The following is a 13,943-nucleotide window of genomic DNA, read 5'->3' on the forward strand; positions in this document are numbered from 1 at the left end:
GGATGCCTTCTGCCGCTGACGCTGTGGCGACAAATTATGTCCGCTTCCGGGCAAACCGCGCCGATTCGTCTAATCCTATATAGCGTTTGAACGGTGCGGGTGCATTGCCTTCGAAGAAAAGTTTTGCCGGACCAGCAGCGGCAAGCCTGCCTTCCTCGAGAAAGAGCACATCCTGCGCGATGCGGCGGGCGTCTTCAGGCTGGTGGGTGACGAAGAGCACGGTCATCCCGCGCTCGGCGTGAATGTCGGCCAAGAGGTCGATCATGTCTTCACGCAACGCGGGGCCGAGCGAGGCGAAAGGTTCGTCCAGCAGCAGCACCGGACGGTCTCGCACCAGCGCGCGCGCCAGCGCCACGCGTTGACGCTCTCCGCCCGACAGTTCTGAGGGCAGGCGCTTCTCCTTGCCCGCCAGCCCGGTGCGCGCCAGCGCCTCGCCGATAGCTGCGCGGTCCCGGTCGTCGAGCCGGAGCGAGGGCGAGCGTCCCAGCCCGACATTCTTCTCGACGCTGAGGTGCGCAAACAGGTTGTTTTCCTGAAACACCATCGAAACGGGCCGCTCGGCGGGGCCAAGGCCGGTGACGTCGCTGCCGCCGATCAGCACCCGGCCTGACTCGGGCACTTCGAACCCGGCAATCAGATTGAGGAGCGTCGTCTTGCCCGCTCCGCTCGGACCCATCACCGCTGTCACCGAACCGGCTTCCACCGAGAGGTCGAAGCTGACGCGCGTCTCGTCATAGCCGAACGCGACCTGTTCTAGCCGGATCGATGCGGCGCTCATCGGGCCTCTCTCCCAAGCCGGTCGGCAATCAGCATCAGCGCAAGGCAGAGCAGGCCGAGGAGGAGCGCGACGCCTGCCGCGTCCTCGGTGCGGTAGCTGCCCATGCGGCCGAGCAGAAGATAGGGAAGGGTTTGCACGGCGTCAGATCCGAACAGGGCGATGACGCCAAGATCGCCCAGCGACAGGGCCATTGCAAAGGCAAGACCGGTGAGCAGCGGGCGGCGCAGCACGGGCCAGTCGATGAGGCGCAGGCGGTTCCATCCCGTGATGCCAAGCTGCGCGGCGATCCGGTCGTGGCGGGTGGCGGCGGCGTCATAGGCGGGGCGGATGGCGCGGATGGCGAAGGGCATCGCCATGACGGCGTTGACTGCGACGACCATAACGGGCGCGGCCCCAAAAACATCGATACGGGTGCGCAGCAGCAGGAACCAACCCGAGCCGATGACGATGGGTGGCACGACGAGGACAAAGCCCGCGCCGGTGTCGAGCAATCTTTCCAGAAGTCCCGGCCGGGTTTTGCGTCGCTCAGCCGCAATCTTCTGGCGCGTGGCGACCAGCGACAACGAAAGAGCGAGGCACAGGATCGCCGAAAGGCTTGCCAGGACAAGGCTCGTCAGCGCGGCGGTCTGCACCGCCTGCTCCGAGGCAAGCCGGGCGAGGTCGGCGCGCAGTCCGGCGATCACGGTCGCCGCCATGGGCGACAGCACGAACAGCGCCGCAACAAACAGCACCGCGGCGTTGAAGGCTGTCTCAAACCGCTCCGGGCGTAGCGGCGAACGGCGCGAAACCGAGAGATTTGCGTCGCCCGCCACATTTGCGCCGAGGCGCGCCAACGCGGCAAGCACGATGGCCGTCAATAGAATCTGCAGCAGGGTCACGGCGACGGCGCGGGCGGGGTCGAAGTCGAAGCGCAGCGCCTGATAGATCGCCACTTCGAGCGTCGTCGCGCGCGGGCCGCCGCCAAGCGTCAGCACGATGGTAAAGGAGGTGATGCACAGCATGAAGACAAGGCCCGCGACGGAGGGCAGGGCGCGGCGGATCGTCGGCCACTCGATGAGGGTGAAAGCGGGGCGGGCGCCCATGCCGAGCTGCGCGGCAAGCCGCAACTGATCGGGAGGGATCGTGTCGAGCGCTTCGAGCAACAGGCGTGTCGCCAGCGGCAGGTTGAAAAACACATGCGCGACGAGAATTCCCGACAGGCCGTATATGCCCGGCCAGCCCGGTCCCCACAGCGAACTGAACAGGCCCGCGCGCCCGTAGAGCGCAAGCACGCCGAGCGCGGCGACGATTGCGGGCAGCGCAAGCGGCACCGCGAACAGCTTCAGGATCAGGCCGCGCCCGGGAAAGGAGGGGTGGCGCGACAGGGCGCGCGCCACGAGGATCGCAGGAGCGACCGACAACAGGGTGGAGAGCGCGGCCTGCCACAAGGTGAAGCGGGCGACGCGCAGGAGATAGGGATCGAAGGCGGCGAGCGCGCCGTCGGGATTGGACAGGCCCTCGGCGAGCAGCCCTGCAAACGCGCCGCCGATCAGCAGCGCGATTGCGCCGAGCGCCAGCAGGCCCGGACCGATTGCCCTGAGCGATCCCATGTCCCCGATCAGCCTATTCGCTCATGATCGCCAGCCATTCATCGACCCATGCCTTGCGGTTGCGCTCAACGATCTCGGGCGCGAACACAAGGGGTTTGACGGGCTGCGGCAGCGTGTCGAATGCGGGGTTCAACGGCGTGGACGTCTTGGCGGCGGGGAACATCCAGTTTGTTTCGGGAATGATGTCCTGAAAGGCCGGGCTGGTCATGAAGGCGATGAACTGCGCGGCGAGCGGGTTCTGCGCACCCGTCGTGGTGATGCCCGCGACTTCGATCTGCATATAATTGCCTTCCTCGAAGGCGGTCGCTCTATAGGTGTCCACCTTCTCCGCGATGAGATGATAGGCCGGGGAGGTGGTGTAGGAGAGCACCATCGGCGCCTCGCCCTTGGTGAACAGGCCGTAGGACTCGCTCCAGCCGGGGGTGACGGTCAGCACACGGTGCTTGAGCCTGTCCCACGCCTCGCCTGCCTTATCGCCATAGACCGCACGCATCCAGAGCACGAAACCGAGGCCCGGCGTGGAGGTGCGGGGGTCCTGGAGAACGATCTTTTCCTCCGGGTTGCCCTCGACCAGTTCCTTGAGGCTCTTCGGCGGGTTTGGCACCTTGTCCTTGTTGTAGACGACGGAGAAATAGCCATAGTCATAGGGCACGAACACCTCGTCGTCCCAGCCGCCGGGAACGGTGAGTTCGCCGATCTCGCCATGCGGGGCGAACAGGCCGGTGGCCTTTGCCTCGGCGGTCAGGTTGGTGTCGAGGCCCAGCACGACATCGGCCTTTGTTGCCGCGCCTTCCAGCTTGACGCGGTTGAGAAGCGCCACGCCATCGGCGACGGATACGAACTCCAGATCGCATTTGCATTCGGCCTCGAACGCCTTTTCGACCTGTGGGCCGGGACCCCATTCGGCGGTGAAGCTTTCATATGTGTAGACAGTCAGCTTGTCTGCCGCGTGGGCCGGAACGATACCGAGAAGGCAGGCAAGCGAAACAGAGGTTGTCAATCGGCGCATTCATTCTTTCCTTCTGTTTCGGAGTGAATGTGCGTCGTTTGACCGAAGCATCTAATCCCTCCGCCGGTACAAACCGGATCAGGTTCAGCGGGTTGGCCTGTGCCTCTCAGCCGCGTTCATGCGGCACCCCGTTAGAGCGCGAAAACACATAGGCCGGTTCCCCCGCGTAAGCAACCCTGATTGCGAAGTCCCACTGGCCTCGAAGCGCGTCGCCTGATAGACGCGCGCCGATGAGCCGTTTCACTATCCTTCTCGGGGGCGATCTTGTTTTGACCCCACGCCTGCTTGCCCAGATCGCCGGGTCGCGCGTTATTGCCGCCGATTCCGGCATCCGCCATGCGTCGGCGCTCGAGGTCGTACCGGAGCTTTGGGTCGGCGATTTCGATTCCGTGCCGCCGGTTCTGGAAAGGGCGCTGGCGGGCGTGGAGAGGCGTTCCTTCCCCAAGGAAAAGGACCAGACGGACGGCGAACTGGCGGTTGCCAAGGCAATCGAGCGCGGCGCCACGGACCTTGTCCTTGCGGGAGCCTTTGGCGGCCCGCGCTTCGATCACAGCTTTTTCCATTCAGCGCTGGCCGTTCGGATGCTGGAGCAGGGAACTCCGGTCCTGCTGACCAGCGGCGCACAGGAGGCGACGCCGCTCGGGCCGCAGGCGAGGCGGTTCGACTATGATGACGGGACGGTCTTCAGCGTCATGGCCTTCACCGATCTTGAAGGCCTGACGGTCGAAGGCGCGCATTGGCCGCTTCATGCGGCCCGCGTTTCGTTCGGCTCGTCGCGGACAATTTCCAATGAAGTGCGCGGCGCGCTGACCGTCAGCCTTGCGTCCGGTCGTGCATTGCTTCTGGCGCATCCCTTTCCCGGCGAGGATTTCTGATGGCGCCGCCGCTCCTCAACCTCGATGGAATCAGGCTGACCTTCGGCGGAACGCCGCTGCTCGACGGAGCCTCGTTGTCGGTCGAAGCCGGTGACAGGGTGGCCCTTGTCGGGCGCAACGGTTCCGGCAAATCGACCCTGCTCAAGATTGCCGCGGGGATGGTCGAGCCTCAGGACGGCATGGTGTTTCGCCAGCCGACTGCGACGATCCGCTATCTGCCGCAACTGCCCGACATGGACGGTTTCGTGACGGTGCGGGACTATGTGGAAGCCGGTCTCGGTCCGGCGGACGATCCGCACCGCGCCACCTATCTGCTCGATCATCTCGGGCTGACGGGAGACGAAAGCCCCGCGAACCTGTCCGGCGGCGAGGCGAGGCGCGCTGCACTTGCGCGCGTGATGGCCCCGCAGCCGGATATATTGCTGCTCGACGAGCCGACCAATCATCTCGACCTGTCGACCATCGAGTGGCTTGAGGAAGAATTGACGCGAAGCCCGTCGGCGGTGATCGTCATCTCACATGACAGGCGGTTCCTGGAGCGGGTCTCCAAAGCGACGGTGTGGCTGGATCGCGGACAGACCAGACGCATGGACCGAGGTTTTGCGCATTTCGAGGAATGGCGCGACCAGATTTTGGAAGAGGAAGAGCGCGAACAGCACAAGCTTGGCCGCCAGATCGTGCGCGAAGAGCACTGGCTGCGCTTTGGCGTGACGGCGCGCCGCAAGCGCAACATGCGCCGCCTCGGCGAATTGCAGACGATGCGCCAGCGCTTCCGGTCGCACCGGGGCGCGGAAGGGTCCGCCGTGCTTGCCGCCAGCGACGCCGCCGAATCCGGTAAGCTTGTCGTCGAAGCGAAGGAAATCGGCAAACGCTTCGGCGAAAACCTCATCGTGGACCGCTTTTCGACACGCATCCAGCGAGGCGACCGGGTCGGCTTCGTGGGTCCGAACGGCGCGGGCAAGACGACGCTTCTCAAGATGCTGACCGGCGCACTGGCGCCGGATTCCGGCTCGGTGCGGCTTGGCGTCAACCTCGAAATCGCGACGCTCGATCAGAAGCGCGATGCGGTCGATCCCGAGGAGACGCTTGCGCATTTCCTCACCGACGGGCGCGGCGAAAACCTCATCGTCAATGGCGAAGTCCGTCACGTCGTTTCCTACATGAAGGACTTCCTGTTCCGGCCCGAACAGGCGCGCACGCCGGTGCGCGAGCTTTCGGGCGGGGAAAGGGCGCGGCTCTTACTGGCGCGCATGCTGGCCAGACCGGCAAACCTGCTGGTGCTGGACGAGCCGACCAACGATCTCGACATGGAGACGCTCGACCTACTGCAGGAACTCGTGGCGGGATTTCCCGGCACCGTGCTGCTCGTCAGCCATGACCGCGATTTCCTCGACCGCACCGTCACCAGCGTGATTGCGCCGGAAGGCAACGGCCGGTGGGTGGAGTATGCGGGCGGATATTCCGACATGCTGGCTCAGCGTGGCGGCAGGCGGCTCGATGACCGCCCCGCAAAGAAGCAGTCTGCATCAACCGAAACGCGTGCGGAGCCGCAGAAGCAGGCCGCGCGCAAGCTGTCCTTCAAGCAGAAATTCGCGCTGGACAATTTGCCCGCACGGATGGAGGCCGTGTCCACGGCGATATCCTCGCTTGAGGACCGGCTTGCCGACCCGGCCTTCTACGAGCGCGATCCGAAGGGATTCGCGCAGGCCATCGCCATGCTCGACAAGGAAAGGGCCTCGCTCGCCGCGATGGAAGAAGAATGGCTTGAACTCGAAATGCTGCGCGAGGAACTGGAAGGGTAAGCCCTATTCCGCCGCGCGACCGAAAGCCTCGCCGCCGGTATCGAATTGCAGGCGGGCAAGCCGGGCGTAGATGCCGTTCTTCTTGACCAGCGCGGCATGGGTTCCCTGCTCGACGATGCGGCCATCGTCCATGACGATGATGCGATCCGCCTTGAGCACGGTGGCGAGCCGGTGCGCGATGGCCAGCGTGGTGCGGCCACCCATCAAATCTTCCAGCGCGCGCTGGACGAACTGCTCGCTCTCCGCATCCAGCGCCGATGTTGCTTCGTCCAACAGCAGGATGGGTGCGTCGCGCAATATGGCGCGCGCAATGGCAAGCCGCTGCCGCTGGCCGCCCGACAGCGTCACGCCGCGCTCGCCCACGACCGTATCATAGCCCTGCGGCAGCTTCTCGGTGAACTCGTCGACCCGCGCGGCCCTTGCGGCGGCGATGATCTCGCTTTCCCCGGCGTCGGGGCGGCCGAAGGCGATGTTATCGCGGATGCTTGCGGCGAACACCGTCACATCCTGCGGAACGGTGGCGATTGCCTTGCGCAGTTCCCTCGGATCGGTGCCGCGAATGTCCACCCCGTCGACCAGTATTGTGCCCCTGTCGGGATCATAGAAGCGCTGGAGCAATGCAAACACGGTCGTTTTGCCCGCGCCCGACGGCCCGACAATGGCCACGGTCTCGCCGGGCTTCACCTCGAAGGTGAGGTCGTGGACCGCAGACCGGTGCGGGCGCATCGGATAGGCGAAATCGACGTCGTGGAAAGACACCTCGCCTTTGGCAGGCCGGGGAAGCGGCACGGGACTGGCGGGCGCGGCAATGGTCGGCGTTTCATCCAGAAGCTCGGCAAGGCGTTCCGCCGCGCCTGCCGCCTGGCTCAACTCGCCCCACACCTCGGAGAGAGCGCCCAGCGCGCCCGCGGCGAACACCGAATAGAGAAGGAACTGCCCGAGCGTGCCGGGAGACAGCGTTCCCGACAGCACATCGTGTGAGCCGAACCAGAGCACCGCGACCACGGAGGCGAAAACTGTGAAGATCGCCACGAAGGTGAGCAACGCGCGCGCCAGAACCGAGCTGCGGGCGGCGGCGAACGCCGTTTCGACCGCCTTGCGGAAGCGGCCTGTGACAAGCGGCTCGTTGGTGAAGGATTGCAGCGTGCGGATCGCCCCGATCTGTTCGCTCGCATAGGCGGTGGCGTCGGCCAGCGTGTCCTGCGCCAGCCGCGACTTGGCGCGCACGGATCGCCCGAACGCCACCAGAGGCAGCACGACCACGGGTATGGCGGCAAGCACGAGGCCGGAAAGCTTGGGGCTGGTGACCACCATCATTGCCACTGCGCCCAGCCCGAGGATGAGGTTGCGCAGCGCGACGGAGGCCGTTGCCCCCACGGCGGACTTGATCTGCGTGGCGTCGGCGGCCAGCCGCGAAATGATCTCGCCGGACTGCGAGCGGTCGAAGAAGGCGGGCGACAGCGTGGTGATATGCGCAAAGACCGCGCTTCTTATGTCGGCCACGACGCGCTCGCCGAGCGTGACCACGAAATAATAGCGGCAGGCGGAAGCGAGCGCGAGCACAGCCGCGATCACCACCAGCATGGAGAAATAATTGGCGATGAAGGTGCCGTCGGAGGAGGAAAATCCGTGGTCGATCATGCGCCGGACCGCCAGGGGCAGCGTCAGCGTGGTGACGCCGGCCAGCGTCAGGAAAAAGAGCGCCGCCGCGACATGGCCCTTGTAGCGCATCACAAAGGGAACCAGCCTTGCCAGCGGCCTGAGTGAACGCCGCCTTGCCTGCGTTTCGCTGGACGTATCGCGCGCCATGACGTTTCATCCCCGAAGGCCGGCCAAATGGCTCTTTCACGGCCTTGTGCTTGCATTGAGGCTGTTGTATAGGCCAGCCCGACCGTCTGAAGCCGTACATTCCCATGACGCGCGCTTCAAGATTTCCGAGTGGGTGACATCGCCGCAGGGCATGTCGTGGCCGCTCAACCCCGAATAGCCAGGACAGACCGATGAAAGCCAGCATCCATCCCGATTATCATACGATCAAGGTCGTCATGACCGACGGCACCGAATATGTGACGCGTTCCACTTATGGCAAGGAAGGCGACACGCTCAACCTCGACATCGACCCCTCCACCCATCCGGCGTGGACCGGCGGCCAGCAGACGCTGCTCGACCGTGGCGGCCGCCTGTCGAAGTTCAAGAACAAGTTCGCCAATCTCGGCATCTGAGCCGGGGCGCATTGTCTGTTGCAAGGGGCCTTCGGGCCCCTTTTGCATTTGTGGCGTTTAGCTTTTGCGCTCCGAATGACCGAGATCGCGTTCCGGGTCGATGATGTCGCGGACGAGCTGCTTGAGCTTCGCGGCGTCGGGAAAACCTCCGTCGCGCTTGCGCTCCCAGATGAGCTGGTCGTCGCAGGTGATGGTGAAGACGCCGCCGGTACCCGGGACCAGAACGACTTCGCCGAGTTCGAGGCTGAAGGTCGAGAGCAGTTCCTGCGCCATCCACGCAGCACGCAGAAGCCACTGGCACTGCGTGCAATAGGTTATGCGGATTGTGGGCCTGGATTCGCTCACGCAGCGCTCAGCTTGGCCAGCGTGGCGTCGTCCACCTCGAAATTGGCGTAGACGTTCTGCACGTCGTCGTCGTCCTCGAGCGTCGCGACCAGCTTCATCAGCGATTGGGCGCGGTCCTCGTCCACGGGAACGCTGTTCTGCGGCTTCCAGATGATTTTTACGCTTTCGGCTTCGCCCAGCGCGGCTTCCAGCGCCTTGGAGACTTCATTCACATCCTCGAAGCCGCACAGGATCGTGTGGCCTTCCTCGTCGGATTCAACGTCCTCCGCGCCCGCCTCGATTGCGGCTTCCATGACCTTGTCGGCATCTGCGGCTTTGGCGGGGTAGTAAATTTCGCCCGCCCGGTCCCACATGAAAGAGACAGAGCCGGTTTCGCCCAGTGCACCGCCGGCCTTGGTGAAGGCGGCGCGGACATTGGATGCGGTGCGGTTGCGGTTGTCGGTCAGCGCCTCGACGATGACCGCCACGCCGCCCGGGCCATAGCCTTCGTAGCGCACTTCCTCGTAGTTTTCCGTGTCGCCGCCGCTCGCCTTGTTGATCGCACGGGCGATGTTGTCCTTCGGCATGGATTCGGCCTTGGCGTTCTGGATCGCCAGGCGCAGGCGCGGGTTCATGTCGGGGTCCGGCAGGCCCTGCTTGGCGGCGACCGTGATCTCACGCGCCAGCTTCGAGAAAATCTTGGAGCGGACCGCATCCTGGCGGCCCTTGCGGTGCATGATGTTCTTAAATTGGGAATGGCCGGCCATTGCGCCCTCTGCGGATGCCTAGTTCTATGCGGATTTCGCGGGCTTATAGATAAATTGCCGACGAACGTCCAGCAGCACAAGGCAGCTTTGCTCGCGCAGAATTGACTTCGCAGACAGGCCCCGCCTCGCGATAGTCGGCGAGAGGGCGGAGCAACAGGGAGACGTGCCGATGATCCGTCCGCTGCTTTTTCTCGCGACCCTGCTTATCACGGTGCCCGCGTTCGCGCAGGACAAGCCGGTCGTTTCAAAATGCATGGCGATCGCCCAGTCAGTGCCCGGCATCACCTACGCCAATTTCACGCCGGGCTGGCAGCCTGTCGCGACAGAGGAAGAGGCCGTCACCATCACCTATGCGGGACACTCGACCTATCTGATCGAGACACCGGCAGGTGTGCGCATCGCGACCGATTTCAGCGGCGCCTACGGCAGCGAGTTCCACCCGCGTGTCATCACCATGAACAAGGCGCACCGCACCCACTACACCAACAATCCGCCCGCCGATGTCGAATATGTGCTGCGCGGCTGGAACCCGGATGGCGGCCCCGCCCACCATGCGCTGGTGGTCGATGACGTCACGATCCGCAACGTCCCCACGGACATCCGGCATGGCGTGTCGATGGAGCCGGACGGCAATTCGATCTTCATTTTCGAGGTGGCGGGCCTGTGCATCGGCCATCTCGGCCATCTTCACCACAGGCTGGAAAACGCGCATTACGGTGCAATCGGCAGGCTGGACATCGTCATGGTACCCATCGATGGAGGTATGACGCTTTCGGTCGAGGCGATGAGCGAGATCGCGACGCGGCTTTATTCCTCGATGATCCTGCCGATGCACCGGCATGCGACGCCGCTTGGCGAGTTTACCGGGCTGATGGGCGACGGCTTCGCCGTGGATTACCGCAGCAGCGACACGCTCACCGTGTCGCTGAAGTCGCTGCCCGACCGACCGACCATCGTGGTTCTTTCCGGCGTGTGAGAAGGGCCGGCAGGGCCGGCCCCGTTGCCGTCAATGGCCGCTTTTTCGCGCGTTCTCCTTACGGCGGCGGGCCAGCATGTTCAGCCCTTCGACCAGCGCCGAGAAGCCCATCGCCGCGTAGATATAGCCCTTGGGCACATGGTAGCCCATGCCGTCGGCGATCAGCGTCATGCCGATCATCAGCAGGAAGCCAAGCGCCAGCATGACGATGGTCGGGTTCTTTTCGATGAAGTTGGCCAGCGGCGTGGCAGCCGCCAGCATCACCGAAACGGCGACGATCACCGCGATATACATGATCGCGATATGGTCGGTCATGCCCACCGCCGTGATGATCGAATCGATGGAGAACACGAGGTCCAGCAGCAGGATCTGGAAGATCGCGCCGCCCAGACTCAGCTGCAATGTTTGCCCGACGATGGAATCCTTGTGGTCGGAGGGATCGACGGTGTGGTGAATTTCCTTCGTCGCCTTCCACACGAGGAACAGGCCGCCCGCGATCAGGATAAGGTCGCGCCACGAAAAGCCATGGCCGAACGCGGTGAACAAGGGCTCGGTGAGGCGTACGATGACAGAGATGGTAGCGAGCAGCACCAGACGCATCACGAGTGCTGCGCCGATGCCCAGCCGTCGCGCCTGCACGCGCTGGCCTTCCGGCAGCTTGTTGGTGAGGATGGAGATGAAGATCAGATTGTCGATGCCGAGGACGACTTCAAGCACGATGAGTGTCAGCAGGGCGATCCAGGCCGTCGGGTCGGACGTCCAGTCGAAAAACGGCAGCAGAAAATCCATGTGTCCCCAATCCCAAAAAGCAGCGAAAAGTCTGGCAGAGGTAGGGAGCGCGTCAAGCGCGTTCAACATCAGGTCCAGAAAGATGGGACGGTTTCTTCAAGGCGCGGGCCGATGCGGAGTGGCGCGATGCGTTCGGCAAGCCCCGTCCGGTCAGAAATGTCCACGCCCACGCCGCACAGGGTGGCCGGGCCGCCTGCCGCTTCAAAGCGGCCTTTCGGCACTTTTGAAAGGAATCTGTTGAGCGGCTCCTCCTTTTCCATGCCCAGTGAGGAGTCATAGTCGCCGCACATTCCCGCATCCGTGAGATAGGCCGTGCCGCCGTTCAAGATTTGGTGATCGGCGGTCGGCTGGTGGGTGTGGGTGCCGACGACAAGGCTGGCGCGTCCGTCGACGAAATGCCCGAAACACATCTTCTCACTGGTTGCTTCGGCATGGAAATCGATCAGCACGGCGTCCGCCTGCTCGCCGAGCGGACAGGCGTCCAGCTCGCGCTCGACCGCCTGGAAAGGGTCGTCGAGTTCGGGATGCATGAACACGCGCCCCATGATGTTCGACACGAGGATGCGCGCGCCGTTGCGGGCGACGTAGAGGCCCGATCCCTTGCCCGGTGTCCCGGACGGAAAATTGACCGGGCGCAGGAAGCGGTCCTGGCGTTTTGCGAAATCCAGCGCCTCGCGCTGGTCCCAGACATGGTTGCCGGTCGTCACCACGTCGGCGCCCGCCGCGAGGGTGTTCAGGAAAATGTCCTCGGTAATGCCGAAGCCGCCGGCAGCGTTTTCACCATTCACAACGACGAAATCGAGCTTGAAATCTGATATCAGGCCGGGAAGCTTCTCCCAGACCGCGGTGCGGCCGGTGCGTCCCACCATATCGCCAAGAAAAAGAAGCCTCATAGCCGCTTCTAGAGCTTTGGAGCGCCGGATGGCAAGCGGGTCTCAGAAACGGCGCAGTCCGCTTTCCGTCAGCAACTCTGGAATGACCACATCGTGCGGCTCGTCCGGTACCCGCTCGACTTCCTGGCAGTCGAACGCAATGCCCACGAGGCGGGGCCGGATGCCCTTGTCCCGCAGCCTCTTGATCGCCCGATCATAGTAGCCCGCGCCATAGCCGATGCGATGACCCCGACCATCGAACGCGGCAATCGGAACCAGCATGGTTGCTGGGTCGAGGACTTCCGCTTCCTCGCCCGGCCCGAATGTGCCGAAGCCCATGTCGACAAGCGGGGCGCCGCGCACCAGTTCGCGGAAGATCATTGTCGTCTTGTCGAGGATAGCGGGGATGCACAGGCGCGCGCCTTTTTCCCGCAGAGCGAACATCATCGGGCGGACATCGACCTCCGAGCGCATCGGCCAGAAGCCCGACACAATGCTGCCCGGCGCGACGTCGAGCTGCGCGCGCGCCGTTTCGGCCATGGCGAGCGAAGCCTCGATGCGCCATGTCGTGTCGAGTTCGTCGCGGCGGGCCAGCGCCTGTCGTCGCAATTCGCGTTTCTGACTTTTCGGGATGTCCATGGGGAGATGCTAGAAAGAATACGGCTGCGTGGCCATCCGGTCTGCGACATTGGAAGCGGCGTCCAGACAACCGGTGGAGAGGTTGATCCCGGGAACCTACAAAGTAGGTGGGCGCCATATGAAAGAACCCACGGGTCCAATCAGGGACAGCTCCCTTCGAGATCAATAAGGCCCCGGGGAAGTGTTACTCCTGCCGGGAAGCCCAGAGCGCCAATACCTATATAGAACTCTGGCGCGTGCCGCGCCACTGGTTCAGGAAGCTTTTGCAGCCTGTGCGCGTTGGAGTAACATCGGGCCATGCCCGCCGAATAGAGAGCGAGGCCGGTCGAACGAGAGCCGGCACGGAGACAAGGATGGAAGAACACACATTTCCTATGGTGCGCACCGATGCCGAGTGGCGGTCGCGCCTGACCCCTGAACAATATTATATCATGCGCCAGCATGGCACTGAGCGCCCCGGAAGCTGTGCGCTGCTGTATGAAAAGCGTGCCGGGACCTTTTCCTGCGCGGGTTGCGACCAGCCGCTGTTCGAATCGAAGCTGAAATTCGAGAGCGGCACGGGCTGGCCGAGTTTCAACGATCCGGTGCCGGGTTCGGTCGAGACGACAACGGACAGGTCGCACGGGATGGTTCGCACCGAGGTGCATTGTGCGAATTGCGGCAGCCATCTGGGGCATGTCTTCAACGACGGCCCGCCGCCGACCGGCCTGCGTTATTGTATCAACGGCGTGGCGCTGGATTTCACGCCCGCCTGACTTCGACTGCGCGCCTGCGACAAATTCAGGCGCGCGCCTTCCCGTCTCTTCATAACTTCGCGCATAGCTGCTACGCTTTGCGCGAGAGGGGATATCGGGACCGTGTTCAAGCTGACGCGCCGTTCATCGATGGGAATTGCCGCGGTTGCCGCGTGCATCCTGCTACTGAACGCATTCGCCAGTGCATGGTCATCGGCTGCCGCGGCCGCTTCCCCCAATCTGGACGCTTTCGGCAATGTGCTTTGCCTTCCCGATCAGGGTGGGCAGAACGGCGGTCACGGCACCCTTCCCAATTGCTGCACATTCGGGTGTACGATGGGTTCGAGCGTGCTCGAGCCGCCCGATCGCGTCGCGGGCGTAGTTGAGCGCCCGAGGGACAATTTGCTCATCGTCTGGCGCAGCCACGATGAGGCATGGCAACCCGAGCCGGATATACGACCGGGCGATCCCCGCGCCCCGCCAGCATCGGCCTGAAGATTCGTGTTGCGCGGCCTGAACGCCGACGCACCCTTCGTCCGTAAATGCAATTCATCGCGGCACGCGCCA

The 13,943-nt window shown here is 63.9% G+C and carries 15 protein-coding genes, 1 other RNA gene and 1 riboswitch; of the genes, 6 read left to right on the forward strand and 10 right to left on the reverse strand.

Translation table 11 applies throughout. The features are described 5' to 3' along the window. Positions 1-34 precede the first annotated feature (34 nt). Genes thiQ through thiB form a run of 3 tightly spaced genes read right to left on the reverse strand, consistent with a single transcriptional unit; the run spans position 35 to position 3,376 of the window. Positions 35-778: a thiamine ABC transporter ATP-binding protein gene (gene thiQ, locus M9924_09495; protein MCO5064641.1), complete on the reverse strand. Its 744-nt coding sequence runs from the start codon at positions 776-778 to the stop codon at positions 35-37. Next, entirely contained in the window at positions 775-2,367 is a 1,593-nt protein-coding gene (thiP, locus tag M9924_09500) for a thiamine/thiamine pyrophosphate ABC transporter permease (protein ID MCO5064642.1), read from the reverse strand. The genes thiQ and thiP overlap by 4 nt, the downstream gene beginning before the upstream one ends. A gap of 13 nt (positions 2,368-2,380) precedes the next feature. Next, positions 2,381-3,376: a thiamine ABC transporter substrate binding subunit gene (gene thiB, locus M9924_09505; GenBank protein ID MCO5064643.1), complete on the reverse strand. Its 996-nt coding sequence runs from the start codon at positions 3,374-3,376 to the stop codon at positions 2,381-2,383. Between the two features lie 38 nt (positions 3,377-3,414). Then, positions 3,415-3,517: riboswitch (TPP riboswitch) on the reverse strand. A gap of 89 nt (positions 3,518-3,606) precedes the next feature. Between thiB and M9924_09510 the strand changes: the two genes are divergently transcribed. Further along, positions 3,607-4,251 carry a thiamine diphosphokinase gene (locus M9924_09510; protein ID MCO5064644.1) on the forward strand — a complete coding sequence of 215 codons (645 nt, stop codon included), beginning with the start codon at positions 3,607-3,609 and terminating at the stop codon, positions 4,249-4,251. Continuing rightward, positions 4,251-6,053, forward strand: a complete 1,803-nt coding sequence (locus M9924_09515; protein MCO5064645.1) for an ABC-F family ATP-binding cassette domain-containing protein — start codon at positions 4,251-4,253, stop codon at positions 6,051-6,053. Before M9924_09510 ends, M9924_09515 begins: the two co-directional genes overlap by 1 nt. Before the next feature lie 3 nt (positions 6,054-6,056). On the opposite strand, the gene M9924_09520 is transcribed toward M9924_09515, so the two are convergent. Further along, the gene (locus M9924_09520; GenBank protein MCO5064646.1) at positions 6,057-7,862 is read right to left on the reverse strand and encodes an ABC transporter transmembrane domain-containing protein; all 1,806 of its coding nucleotides are present in this window, start codon (positions 7,860-7,862) and stop codon (positions 6,057-6,059) included. A gap of 191 nt (positions 7,863-8,053) precedes the next feature. Here M9924_09520 and rpmE point away from each other — a divergent pair, with 191 nt between their 5' ends. Continuing rightward, complete coding sequence (gene rpmE, locus M9924_09525) at positions 8,054-8,275, forward strand: 50S ribosomal protein L31 (GenBank protein ID MCO5064647.1); 222 nt, start codon at positions 8,054-8,056, stop codon at positions 8,273-8,275. A gap of 57 nt (positions 8,276-8,332) precedes the next feature. Here rpmE and M9924_09530 read toward each other — a convergent pair whose 3' ends face one another. Together M9924_09530 and M9924_09535 are read right to left on the reverse strand one after the other, a co-directional pair. After that, complete coding sequence (locus tag M9924_09530) at positions 8,333-8,620, reverse strand: SelT/SelW/SelH family protein (protein MCO5064648.1); 288 nt, start codon at positions 8,618-8,620, stop codon at positions 8,333-8,335. Further along, complete coding sequence (locus M9924_09535; protein ID MCO5064649.1) at positions 8,617-9,366, reverse strand: YebC/PmpR family DNA-binding transcriptional regulator; 750 nt, start codon at positions 9,364-9,366, stop codon at positions 8,617-8,619. Before M9924_09535 ends, M9924_09530 begins: the two co-directional genes overlap by 4 nt. 169 nt (positions 9,367-9,535) lie before the next feature. Here M9924_09535 and M9924_09540 point away from each other — a divergent pair, with 169 nt between their 5' ends. After that, the gene (locus M9924_09540; protein MCO5064650.1) at positions 9,536-10,342 is read left to right on the forward strand and encodes an MBL fold metallo-hydrolase; all 807 of its coding nucleotides are present in this window, start codon (positions 9,536-9,538) and stop codon (positions 10,340-10,342) included. Positions 10,343-10,372: 30 nt separating this feature from the next. Here the strand turns inward: M9924_09540 and M9924_09545 are convergent, their stop codons facing one another. The 4 genes from M9924_09545 to ssrS form a co-directional block, all read right to left on the reverse strand. Next, positions 10,373-11,131, reverse strand: coding sequence for a TerC family protein (locus M9924_09545; GenBank protein MCO5064651.1), 759 nt, complete (start codon positions 11,129-11,131; stop codon positions 10,373-10,375). Between the two features lie 68 nt (positions 11,132-11,199). After that, positions 11,200-12,024, reverse strand: coding sequence for a TIGR00282 family metallophosphoesterase (locus tag M9924_09550; protein ID MCO5064652.1), 825 nt, complete (start codon positions 12,022-12,024; stop codon positions 11,200-11,202). A 42-nt stretch (positions 12,025-12,066) separates the two neighbouring features. Beyond that, positions 12,067-12,642 carry a 5-formyltetrahydrofolate cyclo-ligase gene (locus M9924_09555; protein MCO5064653.1) on the reverse strand — a complete coding sequence of 192 codons (576 nt, stop codon included), beginning with the start codon at positions 12,640-12,642 and terminating at the stop codon, positions 12,067-12,069. A 56-nt stretch (positions 12,643-12,698) separates the two neighbouring features. Then, positions 12,699-12,854, reverse strand: a non-coding RNA gene (ssrS, locus tag M9924_09560) — 6S RNA. Positions 12,855-12,995: 141 nt separating this feature from the next. Here ssrS and msrB point away from each other — a divergent pair. Both msrB and M9924_09570 read left to right on the forward strand, forming a co-directional pair. Next, positions 12,996-13,397, forward strand: a complete 402-nt coding sequence (msrB, locus tag M9924_09565; protein ID MCO5064654.1) for a peptide-methionine (R)-S-oxide reductase MsrB — start codon at positions 12,996-12,998, stop codon at positions 13,395-13,397. Positions 13,398-13,499: 102 nt separating this feature from the next. Next, positions 13,500-13,871: a hypothetical protein gene (locus M9924_09570; GenBank protein MCO5064655.1), complete on the forward strand. Its 372-nt coding sequence runs from the start codon at positions 13,500-13,502 to the stop codon at positions 13,869-13,871. The last annotated feature ends 72 nt before the right edge of the window (positions 13,872-13,943 follow it).

Source organism: Rhizobiaceae bacterium (assembly GCA_023953835.1).
Lineage (GTDB): Bacteria > Pseudomonadota > Alphaproteobacteria > Rhizobiales > Rhizobiaceae > Mesorhizobium_G.